Source organism: Salidesulfovibrio onnuriiensis, assembly GCF_008001235.1.
Lineage (GTDB): Bacteria > Desulfobacterota > Desulfovibrionia > Desulfovibrionales > Desulfovibrionaceae > Pseudodesulfovibrio > Pseudodesulfovibrio onnuriiensis.
Genome location: NZ_CP040751.1, coordinates 3,179,540 through 3,198,651 on the forward strand (window position 1 = coordinate 3,179,540; position 19,112 = coordinate 3,198,651).

At 63.4% G+C, this 19,112-nt stretch carries 17 protein-coding genes; 13 read left to right on the forward strand and 4 right to left on the reverse strand.

Translation table 11 applies throughout. The features are described 5' to 3' along the window. The first annotated feature begins 45 nt into the window (after window positions 1-45). The 7 genes from ahbC to FGL65_RS14540 all read left to right on the forward strand — a co-directional run bounded on the left by ahbC (window position 46) and on the right by FGL65_RS14540 (window position 6,913). Entirely contained in the window at window positions 46-1,239 is a 1,194-nt protein-coding gene (ahbC, locus tag FGL65_RS14510) for a 12,18-didecarboxysiroheme deacetylase (protein ID WP_147821991.1), read from the forward strand. A gap of 51 nt (window positions 1,240-1,290) precedes the next feature. After that, on the forward strand, window positions 1,291-2,277 hold the full coding sequence (hemB, locus tag FGL65_RS14515) for a porphobilinogen synthase (RefSeq protein ID WP_187170398.1): 987 nt from the start codon (window positions 1,291-1,293) through the stop codon (window positions 2,275-2,277). A 4-nt stretch (window positions 2,278-2,281) separates the two neighbouring features. Then, complete coding sequence (ahbD, locus tag FGL65_RS14520; protein ID WP_147821992.1) at window positions 2,282-3,457, forward strand: heme b synthase; 1,176 nt, start codon at window positions 2,282-2,284, stop codon at window positions 3,455-3,457. Between the two features lie 2 nt (window positions 3,458-3,459). Continuing rightward, window positions 3,460-3,909, forward strand: a complete 450-nt coding sequence (ahbA, locus tag FGL65_RS14525) for a siroheme decarboxylase subunit alpha (RefSeq protein ID WP_147821993.1) — start codon at window positions 3,460-3,462, stop codon at window positions 3,907-3,909. A 9-nt stretch (window positions 3,910-3,918) separates the two neighbouring features. Continuing rightward, window positions 3,919-4,251 (forward strand): hypothetical protein, encoded by a 333-nt coding sequence (locus tag FGL65_RS14530; RefSeq protein ID WP_147821994.1) that lies wholly within the window; start codon window positions 3,919-3,921, stop codon window positions 4,249-4,251. Further along, complete coding sequence (gene rpe / locus FGL65_RS14535) at window positions 4,248-4,904, forward strand: ribulose-phosphate 3-epimerase (protein WP_147821995.1); 657 nt, start codon at window positions 4,248-4,250, stop codon at window positions 4,902-4,904. The genes FGL65_RS14530 and rpe overlap by 4 nt, the downstream gene beginning before the upstream one ends. Before the next feature lie 89 nt (window positions 4,905-4,993). Then, the gene (locus FGL65_RS14540) at window positions 4,994-6,913 is read left to right on the forward strand and encodes an ATP-binding cassette domain-containing protein (protein WP_147821996.1); all 1,920 of its coding nucleotides are present in this window, start codon (window positions 4,994-4,996) and stop codon (window positions 6,911-6,913) included. A gap of 3 nt (window positions 6,914-6,916) precedes the next feature. Here the strand turns inward: FGL65_RS14540 and FGL65_RS14545 are convergent, their stop codons facing one another. The 4 genes from FGL65_RS14545 to FGL65_RS14560 are packed head-to-tail and all read right to left on the reverse strand — an operon-like array spanning window position 6,917 to window position 10,632. Continuing rightward, a complete protein-coding gene (locus FGL65_RS14545; protein ID WP_147821997.1) occupies window positions 6,917-7,537 on the reverse strand; it encodes an ABC-type transport auxiliary lipoprotein family protein in 621 nt (206 codons plus the stop codon). Continuing rightward, window positions 7,537-8,673, reverse strand: coding sequence for an MlaD family protein (locus FGL65_RS14550; protein ID WP_147821998.1), 1,137 nt, complete (start codon window positions 8,671-8,673; stop codon window positions 7,537-7,539). The genes FGL65_RS14545 and FGL65_RS14550 overlap by 1 nt, the downstream gene beginning before the upstream one ends. Window positions 8,674-8,675: 2 nt before the next feature. Further along, window positions 8,676-9,473 (reverse strand): ABC transporter ATP-binding protein, encoded by a 798-nt coding sequence (locus FGL65_RS14555; RefSeq protein WP_147821999.1) that lies wholly within the window; start codon window positions 9,471-9,473, stop codon window positions 8,676-8,678. Window position 9,474: 1 nt separating this feature from the next. Beyond that, window positions 9,475-10,632 (reverse strand): ABC transporter permease, encoded by a 1,158-nt coding sequence (locus tag FGL65_RS14560; protein WP_147822000.1) that lies wholly within the window; start codon window positions 10,630-10,632, stop codon window positions 9,475-9,477. 157 nt (window positions 10,633-10,789) lie between these two features. On the opposite strand from FGL65_RS14560, the gene FGL65_RS14565 reads away from it, so the two are divergent. The 6 genes from FGL65_RS14565 (at window position 10,790) to FGL65_RS14590 (ending at window position 19,104) form a co-directional block, all read left to right on the forward strand. Further along, window positions 10,790-11,269: an Lrp/AsnC family transcriptional regulator gene (locus FGL65_RS14565; RefSeq protein WP_147822001.1), complete on the forward strand. Its 480-nt coding sequence runs from the start codon at window positions 10,790-10,792 to the stop codon at window positions 11,267-11,269. Window positions 11,270-11,303: 34 nt separating this feature from the next. Next, complete coding sequence (locus FGL65_RS14570) at window positions 11,304-14,339, forward strand: proline dehydrogenase family protein (RefSeq protein ID WP_147822002.1); 3,036 nt, start codon at window positions 11,304-11,306, stop codon at window positions 14,337-14,339. 227 nt (window positions 14,340-14,566) lie between these two features. Continuing rightward, the gene (hutC, locus tag FGL65_RS14575; RefSeq protein ID WP_187170399.1) at window positions 14,567-15,277 is read left to right on the forward strand and encodes a histidine utilization transcriptional repressor HutC; all 711 of its coding nucleotides are present in this window, start codon (window positions 14,567-14,569) and stop codon (window positions 15,275-15,277) included. 21 nt (window positions 15,278-15,298) lie between these two features. Continuing rightward, a complete protein-coding gene (hutU, locus tag FGL65_RS14580) occupies window positions 15,299-16,951 on the forward strand; it encodes a urocanate hydratase (RefSeq protein WP_147822004.1) in 1,653 nt (550 codons plus the stop codon). A gap of 13 nt (window positions 16,952-16,964) precedes the next feature. Continuing rightward, window positions 16,965-18,182, forward strand: coding sequence for an imidazolonepropionase (hutI, locus tag FGL65_RS14585; protein WP_147822005.1), 1,218 nt, complete (start codon window positions 16,965-16,967; stop codon window positions 18,180-18,182). Next, window positions 18,169-19,104 carry a formimidoylglutamase gene (locus FGL65_RS14590; protein WP_147822006.1) on the forward strand — a complete coding sequence of 312 codons (936 nt, stop codon included), beginning with the start codon at window positions 18,169-18,171 and terminating at the stop codon, window positions 19,102-19,104. Before hutI ends, FGL65_RS14590 begins: the two co-directional genes overlap by 14 nt. Window positions 19,105-19,112 lie beyond the last annotated feature (8 nt).

The window sequence follows — 19,112 nt, forward strand, 5'->3', positions numbered from 1 at the left end:
TTGTGGTACCCCAAAGACCTCACATATCAAACGAGGACTGTATCAATGATAGGAATTTCCAAACTATATTGCGGCGCAGTGGAACCGTCGGACGCACTCCGCTACGGCCGCGAGTCCGGGAAGCTCCCTTCCCATCTCCTGCAATTCTCCAAGGACAAGAAGCCCGTGGTGGTCTGGAACATGACCCAGCGGTGCAACCTGAAATGTGTGCACTGCTACGCCCACGCGGTGGACCCCAGCGACCACAAGGACCCCATCGGCACGGACAAGGCCAAGGAGATCATTGACGATCTGGCCCAGTTCGGCGCTCCGGTCATGCTCTTTTCCGGCGGCGAACCCCTGGTGCGCGAGGACCTGACCGAACTGGCCAAATACGCCACGGGCAAGGGCATGCGCGCTGTCATCTCCACCAACGGAACCCTGATTACCAAGCGCAAGGCCGCCGAGCTCAAGGAAGTGGGCCTGTCCTACGTGGGAATTTCCCTGGACGGCGCCGAAGCGGTGCACGACAAGTTCCGCGGCGTTCCCGGTGCCTACAAGCAGGCGCTCAAGGGCGTGGAGAACTGTATGGCCGAAGGCCTCAAGGTGGGCCTTCGCTTTACCATCAACAAGCGCAACGCAGGCGAAATTCCGCACCTCTTCGACCTGCTCGAGGCAATGGAAGTTCCCCGCATCTGTTTCTACCACCTGGTCTACTCTGGACGCGGTTCCGAGCTGATCAAGGAAGACCTGAACCACCAGGAAACCCGGGAAACCGTGGACCTGATCATGGACCGCACCCGCGCGCTCTTCGACAAGGGCAAGCCCAAGGAAGTGCTCACCGTGGACAACCACGCGGACGGCCCCTACGTCTACTACCGCATGCTCAAGGAAGACCCGGTCCGCGCCGAGCAGGTCAAGGAGCTGCTGCAGTGGAACGAGGGCAACTCGTCCGGGCGCGGCATCGGCTGCATCTCCTGGGACGGCCAGGTTCACGCGGACCAGTTCATGCGCCACATCACCTTCGGCAATGTGCTGGAACGCCCGTTCTCCGAAATCTGGACCGACGAAAGCATCGAGTTGCTGCACAAGATGAAGGACAAGCGCCCCCACGTGAAGGGCCGCTGCGCCAAGTGCCGCTTCCTGAACATCTGCGGCGGCAACTTCCGCGCCCGCGCCGAGGCCTACCACGGCGATTTCTGGGCCGAAGACCCGGCCTGCTACCTGACGGACGAGGAAATCACCGGCGAACCGCTGTAGCCGAAAGACAGACATCAACGGGCCGCTCAAGCGGCCCTTTTCGGAGTTCCTATGCCATTGCTGGATTTTCACAGAGGAAGACGACTGAGGACATCTCCGGCCCTGCGTGAAATGGTCAGGGAAAACGAAGTCAGGCCCCAGGACCTGGTCATGTGCTATTTCGTGGCCGAGACTGAAGACCCGGATTTCAGGAAACCCATCAGTTCCATGCCCGGCCAGTACCAGCTTTCCCTGGACCAGCTGGAGAGGCAGGTGGCCGGGGCCGTGAAAAACGGCCTGCGCAGCTGCCTCCTTTTCGGCATCCCTGCCGAAAAGGACGAAGTGGGCTCCCAGGCCTATGCCGAGGACGGCATCGTCCAGCAGGCCATCCGCAGGCTCAAGACCAATTGGCCCGAACTCATCGTCATCGCGGACACCTGCCTGTGCGAATACACCTCCCACGGGCACTGCGGCATCGTCTCCTCCAAGGGCGAGATCAAAAACGACCCAACCCTGGACCTGCTGGCCCGCGCGGCCGTGGCCCAGGCAAAGGCGGGCGCGGACATCATCGCCCCCTCGGACATGATGGACGGCCGCGTCGCCGCCATCCGCGCGGCCCTGGACGAGGCGGGCTTCATCAACACGCCCATCATGTCCTATTCCGTGAAGTACGCCTCCGGCTTTTACGGCCCGTTCCGCGAGGCGGCCGAAGGCGCACCCAAGTTCGGGGACCGCACCACCTACCAGATGGACCCGGCCAACGGTCGGGAAGGCCTGCGCGAAGCGGCAGCCGACCTGGACGAGGGCGCGGACATCATCATGGTCAAGCCGGGCATGCCCTACCTGGATATGGTCCGCATGCTGCGCGACAACTTCGACGCGCCCGTGGCCGCCTACCAGGTCAGCGGCGAGTACAGCATGATCAAGGCCGCCGCCCAGAACGGCTGGCTGGATGAAAAGACCGTGGTCATGGAGTCCCTCGTCGCCTTCAAGCGCGCGGGGGCGGACCTCATCATCAGCTACTTTACCGAAGACGTCCTCAAGACGCTGAACGGATAGAAATATGAACGGACACAAAGGCTGCCCGCCTGAAGGGCATCCCGGAGGACACCCCGGCGGAGGCCATCCGCACGGCAAGGGGCATCCCGGAGCCGACGGCCCGCCCAAGATGACGCTGGAGGATGGCAGCCCGGTCTGCCGCCTGGTGGCCTGGGAAGTGACCCGCTCCTGCAACCTGGCCTGCAAGCACTGCCGGGCCGAGGCGCACCCCGAGCCCTACGAGGGCGAGCTTTCCACCGAGCAGGCCAAGGCCCTCATCGACACCTTCCCGGACGTGGGCAGCCCCATCATCATCTTCACGGGCGGCGAGCCCATGATGCGCCACGACGTGTACGAGCTCATCGCCTATGCCAAGGGCAAGGGCCTGCGCTGCGTCATGGCCCCCAACGGGACGCTCATCGACGCGGAAAGCGCCAAGAGGATGAAGGATGCGGGCGTGGAGCGCTGCTCCATCTCCATTGACGCGCCCGAGGCGGCCCAGCACGACGAGTTCCGAGGCGAAAAGGGGGCCTTCGACGCCTCCATGCGCGGCATCCAGCACCTCAAGGACACGGGCATCGAGTTCCAGATCAACACCACGGTGACCAAGAACAACCTGCACCTGTTCAAGGACATCTTCCAGCTCTGCGAACGGATCGGGGCCTCGGCATGGCACATCTTCCTGCTCGTGCCCACGGGCCGGGCCGAGGAGCTGGGCGCGGAGGTCATTTCCGCGGACGAATACGAGAACGTGCTCAACTGGTTCTACGACTTCCGCAAGACCACCGACATGCAGCTCAAGGCCACCTGCGCACCGCATTACCACCGCATCCTGCGGCAGCGGGCCAAGGAGGAAGGCATCCCGGTGAACTTCGAGAACTTCGGCCTGGACGCCGTGAGCCGGGGCTGCCTGGGCGGCGTGGGCTTCTGTTTCATTTCCCACCGGGGCCAGGTGCAGCCCTGCGGCTACCTGGAACTGGACTGCGGCAACGTGCTGGAAACCCCGTTCCCGGAGATCTGGAGAAAATCCCAACATTTTCTCAACCTTCGCAACCCCAAGGTATACGAAGGCAAATGCGGGCACTGCGAATACGAACGCGTGTGCGGCGGCTGCCGGGCTCGCGCTGCGACCATGAACGGCCACTACCTCCGGGAAGAGCCGCTGTGTTCCTACCAACCCAAGAAAAAACCGCGCGACTAGCCATGGACAGTTACGACAAACAGATCCTGGACATCATCCAGTCCGGCTTTCCCATCGCCCCGCACCCCTATGACGTGGTGGGCGAACAGGTGGGGCTGACCGGGGCCGAAGTGCTGGCCCGGGTGCGCGCCCTCAAGCAGCAAGGCGTGATCCGCCGCATGGGCGCCAACTTCCAGTCCCACAAGCTGGGCTGGCAGTCGACCCTGTGCGCGGCCAGCGTGCCCGAGGACAGGGTCGACGAGTTCGTGGCCGAAGTAAACCGCCACGACGGCGTGACCCACAACTACCTGCGCGAAAACGAATTCAACATCTGGTTCACCATGATCGCCCCGGACATGGACACGGTCGAGGCCACCCTGGCCGAGATCACGGCAAACACCGGCATCAAGGTCCTCAACCTTCCCGCCAGCCGCCTGTTCAAGATCAAGGTGGACTTCAAGATGGACCGATAGGTAACCGCCATGGGCAAGCTCCTGAAAGGCCTCCTGTTCGGAACCGCTGCCGCCGCCATCGACGTGGCTCCCATGCTGGCCATGGGGCTGGGATGGCACGAGTGCGCCTCCGCGTTCCTGCACTGGGTGGGCCTGGGAGTCATCATCGCCTACCTGCGCATGCCGCTCCCGGGCTGGCTTGCCGGGGCCGTGGCCGGGCTGCTCACCGGAGTCCCGGTGGTGCTGCTTGTCCTCAAGACCGATCCAACTTCCGTCATGCCCGTCAGCATCGCCTCTGTAGTTCTCGGAGCCGGGCTCGGGTTCATGACCCGGAAATTCATAACCGAAAAGGAGTCGTCATGATCCTTTCCCCTTCCATGCTCTCCTCGGACTTCGCCAACATGGAGACCGAGCTCCAGGCCCTGGAGGCCGCGGGCCTCGAATGGGTCCATCTGGACGTCATGGACGGGCGCTTCGTGCCCAACATCACCTTTGGCCCGCCCATCATCAAGGCCATGCGCAAGAAGTCGAACCTGTTCTTCGACTGCCACCTGATGATCGAGGAACCGGGCCGCTACATCCAGGAATTCGCGGATGCGGGTTCGGACCTCATCTGCGTGCACGCCGAGGCCTGCACCCACCTGGAACGCGTCTGCGCCCAGATTGCGGACGCCGGCTGCAAGCCCGCCGTGGCGCTCAACCCGCACACCCCGCTGGAGCTGATCAAATACCTCATCCCACAGCTGCACATGGTGCTGCTCATGTCCGTGAACCCGGGCTTCGGCGGCCAGAAGTTCATCCCCTTCACCATGGACAAGCTGCGCGACCTGAAAGCCATGATCACGGACATGAACGCGGGAACGCTCATCCAGATCGACGGCGGCGTGACCCCGGAGAACACCCCGGACCTGGTCCGCGCCGGAGCCGACGTGCTGGTTTCCGGCTCGGCCTTTTTCGGATTCCCGCCCTACAGGGAACGCCACGAGGTGTTCCAGGCGGCCGCGAAACAGGCGTAAGCGCAGACACAGACGACTTGCGGGACGTCGCGAGTACGAGTATGTCAGGGGCCGGTATTCACACCGGCCCCTTTTTTTCGGAGAAACGCATGGCTCTCATCAGTCTTCAGGATATCAGCATCAATTTCACCGGCACCGTGCTGCTGGACAGGATCAACCTCCAGGTGGAACAGGGCGAACGCATCTGCCTGGTGGGCCGCAACGGCGAGGGAAAATCCACGCTGCTCTCGGTCATCAACGGCGACATCAAGGCCGATTCCGGCGAGGTGGCCGTCAGCCAGGGAGTGCGCATCGCCATGCTGCCCCAATCCGTGCCCACGGACCTTTCCGGCTCCACCTACGACGTGGCGGCATCGGGCCTGGGACGCATCGGCAAGCACCTGGCCGACTACCACCGCGCCAGCCGCGCCCTGGCCGAGGCCACGGGCGACACCGAGGCCCTGGTGCGCCAGCTGGAGCAGGCCCAGCACGTGCTGGACGCGGACGGGGCCTGGGAACGCCACCAGACCATCGAGATGGTGCTCTCCCACCTGAAGCTCGACGCCGACGAAGACTTCGCCACCCTGTCCGGGGGCACCCAGCGCCGCGTGCTCCTGGCGCGGGCACTGGCCTGCCAGCCGGACCTGCTGGTGCTGGACGAACCCACCAACCACCTGGACATCGACTCCATTGTCTGGCTGGAGGAATTCCTGCTGCGCCAGAACCGCACCCTGCTCTTCGTGACCCACGACAGGGCCTTTCTCCGCAAGCTGGCAACCCGCATCGTCGAGATCGACCGAGGCAGGCTGACCAGCTGGGAGTGCGACTACGAGACCTACATGCAGCGCAAGGAAGAGGCCCTGGCGGCCGAGGCCAAGCAGAACCACAATTTCGACAAGAAGCTGGCCCAGGAGGAGCAGTGGATCCGGCAAGGCATCAAGGCCCGCCGCACCCGCAACATGGGCCGTGTGCGCGAGCTGCGCGCCATGCGCGAGGAGCGCGGCCAGCGCCGCGAGCGCACGGGCAAGGCCAGCATGGTCATCCAGGAGGCGGACCGCACCGGCAAGATGGTCACCGAGGCCACGGACATCTCCTTCGGCTATGGCGGCAAGACGATCATAGGCAAGTTCAGCTGCCGCATCATGCGCGGGGACAAGATCGGCCTGGTGGGCCCCAACGGCGCGGGCAAGACCACCCTGCTCAAGCTCCTGCTCAAGGAACTGGAACCCGCCACAGGCTCGGTCCGGCACGGGGTCAACCTGGAGGTCAGCTACTTCGACCAGCACCGGGAAGTGCTCAAGGAGGACCAAAGCGCCCGGGACAACATCGCCGAGGGAGCCGACTACATCAGCATAAACGGCGGCCGCAAGCACGTGCTCGGCTATCTCAAGGAATTTCTCTTCACCCCGGACCGCGCCCAGCTCCCGGTGAGCGTGCTCTCGGGTGGCGAACGCAACCGGCTGCTCCTGGCCAAGCTCTTCACCCGGCCCTCCAACGTGCTGGTCATGGACGAACCCACCAACGACCTGGATGTGGAAACCCTGGACCTGCTGGAAGAGCTGCTTCTGGACTATTCCGGCACCCTGCTGCTGGTCAGCCACGACCGCGCCTTCCTCAACAACGTGGCCACCTCCACCATCGCCTTCGAGGGCGAGGGCGTGGTGCGCGAATATGTGGGCGGCTACGACGACTGGCTGCGCCAGCGTCCGGAAAGGAAGGTGGAAAAGGCCAAACCCGCCAGGCGGGAGGAAAAGCCCAAGGTCAAGCCTGGAAAGCTCAGCTACAAGGAAAAGTATCAGCTGGAGCAGTACCGCAAGGAACTGGAGGAACTGCCCGCAAGGATCGAAGCCCTGGAAACGGGCATTCAGGAAAAGCACGACGCCCTGGCCGACCCGGAGCTTTACAGGACCGGCGGCGACAAGGTCTCCATCCTGCAGGCCTCTCTGGAGGCCCTGGAATCCGAGCTGGAAACCGTCTTTGCCCGCTGGGAGTTCATCGAGCAGGCCCTGGAGGACGCGCCCGCCGAATAGGCGCTACAGCTTCCCGGCCAGGAACGTGCGCAGGTCGCTTTCCAGACTGGTGAATACGGCCCGCGCCCCTTCACGCATCCCCTGCACCACCGAGGCCGGGCTGTTGCCCGAAACCGGCGTGCGCACGGAATAGTTGCGCGAAAACACGATATGGTTTTCCGCCGAGCGCTCGTCGATGAGGAAGAACTGCATTTCCACCAGGGCCGATTCCCGGCCGCCGGAAAAATCCCCGTACAGGACATTAACCACCCCTTCCAGGGTGTAGTCGGCCTCGGCCAGGCTGGCCGGGGAAACCGACCCGGCGAACAGCCCCGCCCCATCCATCCAGCGGTCCAGATCGTGGGAGAGCAATTCCACGGGCGGCATGAAAAAGAGATTGTAGAAATCCGATTCCATTCGGCCGTTGTCCAGCTTGTAGACCAGTTCCCGGCCGTCGTAGAGCGGCGAAATCTGCATGCGCCGCACCTTGAGCAGCTTTTCGGAAACCGGTGCGGCCTCGGCCCGTTCCCGCTGCACGTCCAGGGTATAGTAACGCTTTTCCACGGCCTTGCGCGAAAGCCCGCCGCACCCGGCCAGCAGGGACAGGGTGACGAGGACGAAAAGGATTCTGTGCACGGTTTTCATTATTCCGCTCCCGGTTCAACTTTTGCCGGCGGTTCGCCGAAGATCACGCCCGAGGGGTAGCGCTTGGCGTCCTCGCTGAGTTCCTTGAGATTCTGGATCAAGAGACGCGTATCGCTCATGATGGCCTCGATGTTGATCTGCTGCCCGGCCACCAGGTTGTTGGTGCGCGCCAGCACGGCGTGCAGCTTGCGCACCGCCGCGCGCAGCTCCTCGGAGGCCTGATTGACGTTGGCCAGGGTCTGGCTCATGCCGTCCAGGTTCTTTTTCATTTCCGGGCTGGAAACGGCCTGCTCGATGGTGGAGGTGGCGTGCTTCAGGCTGGCCATGGCCTCGCGGGCGTCGGCAATCCCTTCCACCATGTCCGCTTCCGAGGACTCGAGAATGCGCCGCGCGCTGGCGATGACGCCGGAGGCGTCCGGAATGATGCGCTCGGTGGCCGGATCCTTGAGCAGCTCGTTGACCCGGGCCAGCAGCCGGTGGGTCTCGTTGAGGTTGGCGATCAGGGTCTTGCCCAGTTCCTTCATGTCCGTCTTCTTCATGAGGTTGCGGATGCCCTGGGTGATGGCCTTGACGTCGGCCACGATGGTTTCGATGTCCTCTTTCTTGAGCCCGCTCAGGAAGTCGCCCACGCTGGCAACGGCCTGTTCCAGGCGGCTCAGGGTGCTCGGCGCGGACGGCACGTAGATGTGCTGCGGCTGCCAGGAAATCTTCAAGGGCGTATTTGTCTTGGGGTTCACGTAGTCCAGGTTCAGGAACAGCTGCCCGGTGAGTCCCAGGGACGTGGGCTGGGCGCGCAGCCCCTTTTTCACGTCCTGTTCGATGACCGAGGCCAGTTCCTCCCGGGTCTCGGTATGGAACTTCTTGGCGTCCAGTTCGCAGCGCACATACACGTAGCGGTAGCTTTCGTCATAGTACCGGGAAACAAAGGAGATCTCGGCGACCGATCCCACCTGCACGCCCTTGAGCTTCACGGGGGACCCCACCTCCAGGCCGTTGACCGACTCGTCGATGTAGGTCTCCATCGTGTACGTTTCCTTGAAATAATCGCCGACACCCAGCACCAGGATGACCACCAGGATCATGGCCGTGCCCAAGATGACGAAAACGCCCAGTTTGAAATAATCTGATTGCCGCATGGTTATGATTCCTCTCGTGGCTCGGCACATTCCATGCCCGGGCCGAAACGGGTCTCGGCCTGGCGATGAAAAAACCGCTGTACGAATTCATTGTCCGAATGGTCGCGCAGCTCGCGCGGATCGCCCTCGGCCACGATCTTCTTGACGCTCTTGTCGAGCATGATGACCCGGTCGGCCACCGAATAGATGCTGGCCAACTCGTGGGAAACGATGACGAAGGTGATGCCCAGGTTCCGGGACAGGGTGCGGATGAGCTCGTCCAGCTCGGCCGAGGTGATGGGATCGAGCCCGGCGGACGGTTCGTCGAGAAAGAGAATGCCGGGGTCCAGGGCCATGGCCCGGGCGATTGCCGCACGCTTCTTCATGCCCCCGGAAAGCTGGGAGGGCATGCTGTAGACGAAATCATCCAGCCCCACCTGGGCCAGCTTGCTCCTGGCGATGATCTCCATGGCCTCGTTCGGCAGGTCCGTGAACTCCTCCAGGGGCAGCATGACGTTGGACATGAGCGACATGGACCCGAACAGGGCCCCCATCTGGTACATGACCCCGAAGCGGCGCAGAATCGCGTCGCGCTTGCGGCCGTGGCTGGTGACGATGTCGTCCCCCTCGATGAGGATGCGGCCGTTCCTGGGCTCCAGCAGGCCGATCATGTGCTTGAGCACCGTGCTCTTGCCGCAGCCGGACCCTCCCAGGATGACGAAGATCTCTCCCCGGTTCACCTCGAAGGAGATGTCGTCGATGACCGTGAAGTCGCCGTAGGCGCAGGTCAGGTTCTGTACGCTGATGGCCGCTTCGCTCATGTCATATCCCCAGGTAATAGAACACCAGGGCGAACAGGCCGTCCGCAATGGCGATGGCTATGATGCCGCTGACCACGGCGCTGGTGGTGGAAACGCCCACCGCGCTGGCGCCGGTCCTGGTTTCCAGGCCCCGCAGGCAGCCCACCCCGGCCACCAGTAGGCTGAAAACGCAGGCCTTGAACAAGCCGCCCGCGAAATCCATATAGCCCAGCAGCCGGAACACGCGCGAGGTGAAGGTCACCAGCGGATAATCCATGGAAAGCATGACCAGGGCCCCGCCCGCCAGGCTGGCGAAATTGAAGAACATGGTCATGAGCGGCACCGCGAACAGGGCGGCCAGCACCTTGGGGGCCACCAGGAAACGCATGGGCGAAAGCCCCATGGTCACCAGGGCGTCCACCTCCTCGTTGACCTTCATGGTGCCGATCTCGGCCGCAAAGGCCGAACCGGACCGCGCCGCCAGCAGAATGGCCGTCACCAGCGGGCCCATTTCCCGAAACATGACCAGACCGAGCATGTTGGGCACGAATATTTCCGCCCCGAACCGCTGCAGGCTGATGGCGGTCTGGAACGACATGATCAGGCCCATGAGAAAACCGATGAGCATGATGATGGACAGGCTCTGCACGCCCACGGCGATGAGCGAGAGCCAGACGTCCTTCCAGCGGATGCAGCGCGGGCTGTGCAGGCAGTAGAAGATGATGGCCACGGATTCGCCCACGAACGTAACCATGCGCTTGAATTCGTAGAAGGCGTCCTCGGCAAAATGGCCGACCTGCTCGGCCATGCCCATGCGCCGCTCCCCCGCCGTGCGGGCCCAGGAAGGCGGGGCGCAGCCCCAGGCCATGCCCAGGACCTGCCGCAGTTCCTCACGGAGATTCTCCACCTTGAGGGAGCCGCCCAGTGCGTCCTCCACCTCCTGGCGCAGCTTGATCAGCAGGGCCACTCCTGCCCCGTCCAGGTATTCCAGCCCGGAGCAGTCCGCCACCACGTCGCGGGCGGACCCGGTGCGCACGGCGTCCAGGGCGTCGTCCCAGAGCGCCGCGGTGGATACGGCGTCCAGCCTGCCCCCCAGGGACAGCACCAGAGAGCCGCCCTCACGGGAGGTCTTCATGTGCGCGCCGGGAGCGTGCTCTATGTTCCGCCTGCTCTTCTTCATTCTCGCCCATTACGTAAAGGAAAACGACACCAATTCATATGATATATCCGAGCGTTGCGCGAAAGGCAAAACAGATGTCCCATAAAATCACGGTACTGGCGCCTTCTTTTTCCAAGGGTATTGACATTTTCGCTTCAGAATAATATTCATTTCAACTATGAATCAAAGAAGAATCGACGAACTTGATCGGCAAATCCTGAAGATACTTCAGGATAATGGACGTATTTCCAACGCAGACATCGCCAGAAAGGTCGGCAAGGCCCCTTCGGCGGTGCTGGAACGCGTCCGCAAGCTGGAACGGCGCGGCTTCATCACGGGTTACGAGGCTGTCCTCAACCCCAGAAAGCTCGGCTTGGCGCTCACGGCCTTCACGCTCGTATTTGCGGACGAGCCTGCGGGATCCTTCGAGACAGGCAACGAGCTGGCCAAGATCCCCGAGGTGCTCGAGGTGCACTATACCGCCGGCCAGGCCCCCTACCTGGTCAAGGTGCGCGTCAAGAACACCGAGGACCTGCAGCGCACCCTTTCCAAGTTTGGAGCCATTCCCACGGTGCGGGACACCAACTCCACCATCGTGCTGACCACCGTCAAGGAAACCCGCGGCATCCCGCTCGACGAGGATGACGACGAATCGTAGCAGACCCGTTGTGAATTCCTAAGGAGACCAACCCATGAGCATCAACATCAAGGATCTTGATCCCAAGATCATTGCACTGGGCAAGGAATTTTTCCAGTCCATTTCCGGCGAAGCCCCGTCCATATTCAACAAGGGATGGTGGACCGGCAAGGTTATGGACTGGTCCATGAAGAACGAGGACTTCAAGGTCCAGATGTTCCGTTTCGTGGACGTGCTGCCCTACCTGAACACCTCGGAATCCCTTTCCCGCCACATCGAGGAATATTTCGCGGGCGAGGATTCCAACATCCCCGACGTGCTGAAATGGGGCGCCACCAAGACCAAGATCGGCGGCGGCCTCGTGGCCAAGGTGCTCAACAAGACCATCCGCTCCAACATCGAAGGCATGGCCCGCCAGTTCATCATCGGCCAGGAAGGCAAGGAAGCGGTCAAGGGCATCAAGAAGCTCCGTAAGGACGGCTTCGCCTTCGTGCTCGACCTGCTGGGCGAGGCCACGGTCTCCGAAGAGGAATCAGCGGCCTACATGGAAGGCTACCTGGACGTGCTGGACGCGGTCCAGAAGGAATACCAGAAATGGAACGCCCTGGAAGCCTCCGGCACCATGGACTGGGGCCATGCGCCCAAGGTCAACGTGGCGGTCAAGCCCTCGGCCTTCTATTCCCAGTCCAAGGCCGTGGACGTGGACGGCACTGCCGCGGGCATGATGGAGCGCATCGAGCCGGTCTACAAGAAGGTCATGGAAATGGACGGCTTCATGTGCATCGACATGGAGCAGCTCAAGTACAAGGAGCCCACCATCGAGCTCTACAAGCGGCTGCGCCTCAAGTACCGCGACTACGAGCACCTGGGCATCGTTTTCCAGGCCTACCTCAAGGACACCGAGGAAGACGTCCGCCAGTTCCTGGAATGGGCGCGCGAGGAAAACGTCAAGGTGTCCATCCGTCTGGTCAAAGGCGCCTACTGGGACTACGAAACCGTGCTGGCCAAGCAGAACGACTGGCCCATCCCGGTCTGGACCCACAAGCCCGAGTCCGACATCTGCTTTGAAAAAGTCGCCAAGATGATCCTGGAAAACAACGACATCTGCCACTTTGCCTGCGCCTCGCACAACATCCGCACCATCTCGGCGGTCATGGAAACGGCCAAGGCCCTGAACGTTCCCGAAGAAAAATACGAATTCCAGGTCCTCTACGGCATGGCCGAGCCCGTGCGCAAGGGCCTCAAGAACGTGGCCAAGCGCGTGCGGCTCTACTGCCCCTACGGCGAGCTCATCCCGGGCATGGCCTATCTCGTGCGCAGGCTGCTGGAAAACACGGCCAACGAATCCTTCCTCAAGCAAACCTTTGCGGACGAGGCCGACATGGACCGCCTGCTGGAAAACCCGGAAGCCACCCTGCAGCGGCAGCTGGTGGAAAAGCCGGCCAGGTCCCGCAAGCGCCCCACCGTCAAGGCGCTCAAAGGCGAGATCCCGGCCTTCAACAACTTCCCGCCCGCGGACTTCACCATCAAGGCCGAGCGCGAGGCCTACCCGGCCGCCATCGCCGAGTGGCGCACCCAGCTGGGCAAGCAGTACCCGCTGTTCATCAACGGCAAGGAAGTGACCACGAACGACACCCTGGATTCCTACAACCCGGCCAACCCCAACGAGATCATCGGCACGATCTGCCAGGCGGGCAAGACCGAGATCGACGACGCCCTGGCCGGAGCCAAGGAAGCCTACCTCACCTGGCGCGACGAATCCCCGGCGCAGCGGGCCCAGTACCTGCTGGACGCCGCTGACTGGTGCAAGAAAAACATCTACAGGATTTCCGGCCTGCAGACCCTCGAGGTCGGCAAGCAGTGGGACCAGGCCCAAGCCGACGTGGCCGAGGCCATCGACTTCCTGGAATACTACGCCCGCGAAATGATCCGGCTGGGCGAACACCGCCGCATGGGCAACGCGCCCGGCGAGGATTCCCGCTACTTCTACCAGGGCAAGGGCATCGCGGCCGTCATCGCGCCGTGGAACTTCCCCCTGGCCATCTCCGTGGGCATGGTTTCCGCAGCCATCGTGGCTGGTTGCCCGGTCATCTACAAGCCGTCCGGACTCTCCTCGGTGGTGGGCTGGATGCTCACGGAAATGTTCCGCGCGGCAAACCTGCCCGACGGCGTGTTCAACTACACCCCTGGCCGGGGCTCGGTCATCGGCGACTACATCGTCGAGCACCCGGACGTCTCGGTCATCGCCTTCACCGGCTCCATGGAAGTGGGCCTGCGCATCCAGCAGAAGGCCGCCGTGGTCCAGCCCGGCCAGGAACAGTGCAAGAAGGTCATCGCGGAAATGGGCGGGAAGAACGCCATCATCATCGATGACGACGCAGACCTGGACGAAGCCGTGCTCGGCGTGCTCTACGCCGCCTTCGGCTTCCAGGGCCAGAAGTGCTCGGCCTGCTCCCGCGCCATCGTGCTGGAGCCCATCTACGATCGCTTCATCCACCGCCTCAAGGAGGCCGCCGGCTCCATCAAGCTCGGCCCGGCCGAAGACCCGGGCAACTACATGGGCCCGGTGGTGGACAAGGCCGCCGCGCAGAACGTGCTGCGCTACGCCAAGATCGCCGAAGAGGAAGGCAACGTCGTCGTCAAGCGCGAGGCCGACGACAAGTACAAGATCAACGAGGCCTGCTACGTGCCGCTGACCATCGTGGACGGCATCACCCCCGAGCACCGCATCGCTCAGGAAGAGGTCTTCGGGCCGGTGCTGGCGGTCATGAAGGCCAAGGACATGGACGAGGCGCTGGAATGGGCCAACTCCACCAAGTTCGCCCTCACCGGCGCCATCTACTCCCGCAGCCCCAACAACCTGAAGCGGGCTTACAGGGAGTTCCGCGTGGGCAACCTGTACCTGAACAAGCCGTCCGTAGGCGCGCTTGTGGAACGGCACGCCTTCGGCGGGTTCAAGATGTCCGGCGTGGGCTCCAAGTCCGGCGGCCCGGACTACCTGCTCCAGTTCATGGACCCGCGCCTGGTGTGCGAAAACACCATGCGTCGCGGTTTCGCCCCCATCAGCGAGGACGACGACTGGATCGAATAGGGCTCAATGATCTCCTCAGGTCATCACACATAGGAAAGGGCGGCTTCACTGGGAGGCCGCCCTTTTTCTATATGACAAACCAGCCAAAGAGACGAAGCCCTCCAGGCGAGGCTCAACCAATCCGATACGCCTGCGCGTCAGCGCACTCACCAAATCCTGTTGACCTTCCCTTCCGCTAAATGTATATACAACTAATCAAAACGTATATACACGAGGCAAACACCACCATGCCCAAGAAAAGTCTTTCCTCCCGGATACGGGAACATATCCTCCTTCACATCGAAAACGGCGACTGGCCGCCCGAGCACCAGGTCCCGGCCGAATCCGAGCTCATGAAACAGTTCGACGCCAGCCGCATGACCGTGCACCGCGTGCTCAAGGAACTGGCCGCTGAAGGCTACATCTACCGCCAGCGCGGCCTGGGCTCCTTCGTGGCCCGACGCACCCCGCGCAGCGAGCTGCTGGTCATCACCGACATCTCCGAGGAGATCGTCTCGCGCGGCGGCAACTACTACTGCGAGCTCAAGTACCTTTCGGCCGAGCCGGAATCCGCGCTCATCGCCCACGTATTCGGCGAGCACCGGGCCGGTTCCATCGCCCGCTCCAAGGTGGTGCACTACGAAAACGGCCTGCCCATCCAGCTGGAGGACCGCCACGTGGACCTACGCACCGCGCCCCACTACCTGGAGGTGGATTTCACCGTCACCACCGCCCACAAGTACCTCATGAAGGCCGCGCCCCTGCAACGGGCGGAGCACGAGCTCACCGCCGTGCTGCCCAACCGCGAGCAGCAGGTCTTCCTGAACATAAAGCCGGACGAACCCTGCCTGCTGCTCAGGCGCAAGACCTGGTCGCGCGACAGACTCGTCTCCTACGCGGAACTGCTCTACCCGGGATCACGCTTCAGCTTCGGCGGCGTGTTCGAACCGAAAAAATAAGTCTTTCAAAGGAGTGCAACCATGACCAAACGAGTGATCACCGCCCCCACCGGCACGAAACTGACCGCCAAGAGCTGGCAGACCGAAGCGCCCCTGCGCATGCTCCAGAACAACCTGGACCCCATGGTGGCGGAACGCCCCGAGGACCTCATCGTCTACGGCGGCATCGGCCGCGCCGCGCGCAACTGGGAATGCTTCGACAAGATTCTCGAAACCCTGCGCGAGCTGGAGGACAACGAGACCCTGCTCATCCAGTCCGGCAAACCCGTGGGCGTGTTCCCCACCCATGAGAACGCACCGCGCGTGCTCATCGCCAACTCCAACCTGGTGCCCCACTGGGCCCACTGGGAGCACTTCAACGAGCTGGACCGCAAGGGCCTGATGATGTTCGGCCAGATGACCGCCGGTTCCTGGATCTACATCGGCAGCCAGGGCATCGTGCAGGGCACCTATGAAACTTTCGTGAGCATGGCCGAAAAGCACTACAACGGCGACCTCAAGGGCAAGTGGGTCCTCACGGCGGGCCTCGGCGGCATGGGCGGAGCACAGCCCCTGGCCGCAAAGTTCGCGGGCGCTTCCATGCTGGCCATCGAATGCCGCGAGGAGCGCATCCAGAAGCGGCTGGACACCGGCTACCTGGACATGAAGGCCGATTCTTTGGACCATGGTTTGGAACTCATTGAAAAAGCTTGCAGTGAAGGCAAGGCCATCACCGTGGGAGTGCTCGGCAACGCCGCCGAAATCTACCCGGAACTGGTGAAGCGCGGCGTGCGCCCGGACGCCGTCACGGACCAGACCAGCGCCCACGACCCACTCAACGGGTACCTGCCCAAGGGCTGGACCGTGGAGGAATGGGAAGCCAGGCAGAAGACCGACGAGGCCGGAGTCATGCGGGCCGCACGCGAATCCATGGTCGGCCACGTGCAGGCCATGCTCGACTTCCAGAAGATGGGCATCCCCACCTTCGACTACGGCAACAACATCCGCCAGGAAGCCTTCAACATGGGCCTGAAAAACGCCTTCGACTTCCCCGGCTTCGTGCCCGCCTACATCCGCGACCGCTTCTGCACGGGCAAGGGCCCGTTCCGCTGGGCCGCCCTTTCCGGCGACCCCGAGGACATCTACAAGACCGACGCCAAGGTCAAGGAACTGATCCCGGACGACAAGCACCTGCACAACTGGCTGGACATGGCCCAGGAGCACATCCACTTCCAGGGCCTGCCCGCCCGCATCTGCTGGGTGGGCCTCGGCGACAGGCACCGCCTGGGCCTGGCCTTCAATGAAATGGTGCGCAACGGCGAGCTCAAGGCCCCGGTCGTCATCGGCCGCGACCACCTGGACTCCGGCTCGGTGGCCAGCCCCAACCGCGAGACCGAATCCATGAAGGACGGATCGGACGCTGTTTCCGACTGGCCCATCCTCAACTGCCTGCTCAACTGCGCTTCCGGCGCAACCTGGGTGAGCTTCCACCACGGCGGCGGCGTGGGCATGGGGTACGCCCAGCACGCGGGCCTGGTCATGCTCTGCGACGGCACCGAACTGGCCGACGAAAAGATCGCCCGGGTGCTCTGGAACGACCCGGCCACCGGCGTCATGCGCCATGCCGACGCGGGCTACGAGAGCGCCATTGCCTGCGCCAAGGAAAAAGGTCTCAAACTTCCCATGATCAAGTAGTATGGTGCCGAGCATGAGCACCCTGCTGATCAAGAACCCTTCACAGATCGTCTCGCCCCGCCCCGGCTCGCTCCGGGGTGCGGCGCTGAACGATCCGGTCGTCCGCACCGGCGAATCCGTGCTGGTGCGCGACGGCAGGATAGAAGCCGTCGGCCCCCTGGCCGAACTGGACACACCCGCAGACGCCAGAGTGCTGGACGCCTCGGGCAAGGCGGTTATCCCCGGGCTGGTGGATTGCCACAACCATCTGGTGTTCGGCGGCAGCCGGGCCGATGAATTCGCACGGCGAACCGCCGGGGCCACCTACGAGGAGATCGCGGCCTCGGGAGGCGGCATTGCCCGCACCGTGCAGGCCACGCGCGACGCCGGCAAGGACGAGCTGCGCGAACTGGCCGAGGCGCGCGTGAACCGGGCCATGCGCCACGGCGTGACCACCATGGAGGTCAAGTCCGGCTACGGCCTGGATCCGGCCACCGAGCTCAAGATGCTGGAGGTGGCGGCCGAGCTGGACGCCATTCATCCGGTGGATCTCGTGCCCACCTTCCTGGGCGCGCACTCCGTGCCCAAGGGCATGTCCAAGGCCGACTACCTGACCCAGGTCAAGGAAATGATCCCCGAGGCCGCCAAACTGGCCCGGTTCTGCGACGTGTTCTGCGAGCAGGGCTACTTCACCCCGGCGGAAACCGTGGAGATCATGGAGCTGGCCGTGAGGCACGGCATGCTGCCGCGCCTGCACGCGGACCAGTTCAACGCCATCGGCTGCGTGGACGTGGCCATCGAGCTGGGCGCGGTCTCCGTGGACCACCTGGAGGCCATGGACGAGAAAGGCGCGAAAAAGCTTGCCGCTTCGGACGTGGTGGGCGTACTCCTGCCCGGCGTGTCGCTCTTCCTGGACATCCCGTACGCACCGGCGCGCACGCTCATCGACGCGGGCTGCATCCCGGCCATTGCCACGGATTTCAACCCGGGATCCAACATGACGCTCAACCTGCCGCTCATGATGTCCCTGGCCTGCATGCAGATGCGCATGTCCGTGGACGAGGCGCTCGCGAGCGTCACCCAGAACGCGGCCCACGCCCTGCGCCTGGAAAGGGTGGGCTGCATCGAGCCGGGCTGGCAGGCCGACCTGCTGGTGCTGGATACGAACAATTACCGCGACCTGGTCTATTTTTACGGAGAAAACCTGGTACAGACCGTCATCAAGAAGGGGGTTCCCCATGCTGCCCGATAGCCTGCTGGACATGCTCCGGCCGTTCCGCACCGATTTCGAGGCCCACGACGAACACGACGTGTTCCTGAAGGACGTGGCCCTGTTCAACCCCGACGAACTGGCGCAGGCCACCCACGTGCTGGTGGGCTGCCCCCAGGACGTGGGCGTGGGCCGCAACAACGGCCGCATAGGCGCGGCCAAGGCCCCCAGCGCCATCCGCCAGGTGCTCTACCGGTTCAAGCCCCCCATGGACGAGGGCGGCAACCGGCTGCTGGACCTCGGCGACGTGGATGTGACCGGCGGCCTGGAACCGGCCCACGAACGGCTGCATTCCGTGGTCTCGGCCCTGCTGCGCGAGGGCAAGAAGGTGCTGGTCCTGGGCGGAGGCAACGACATTTCCCTGCCGGACGCCCATGCCTGCGCCGACGTGCTGGGCGAGATCGCGGCCATCAACATGGACGCCCACCTGGACATGCGCAAGGCCGACCGGATTCATTCGGGCACCCCCTACCGCAATCTCATCGAAGGCGGGCACCTCAAGCCCGAGAACTTCCACGAGGTGGGCATCCAGGTCCAGGCCAACTCGCCCCATTACGTGAGCGACGCCGCAAACATGGGCGTGAACATCCACACCCTGAGCCACCTGATGCAGCACGGCGCGGACATGTATTTCGACGGCCTGTTCGAGCTTCTGGACGGCAAGCCCCTGTTCGCGGGCCTGGACATGGACAGCGTGCGCGCCTCGGACGCCCCGGGCGTGAGCGCGCCCTCCCCCGTGGGCTTCACGGCCGAAGAGGTGCTCAACTTCGCGGCACGCTGCCAGGCATACGACAACACCGCGGTCTTCGAGATAACGGAAGTGAACCCGGACCTGGACGTGGACAACCGCACCGCACGGCTGGCCGCGCTCGTCATATACACTTACATCTACGGCTGGATGTAGCCGGAGGT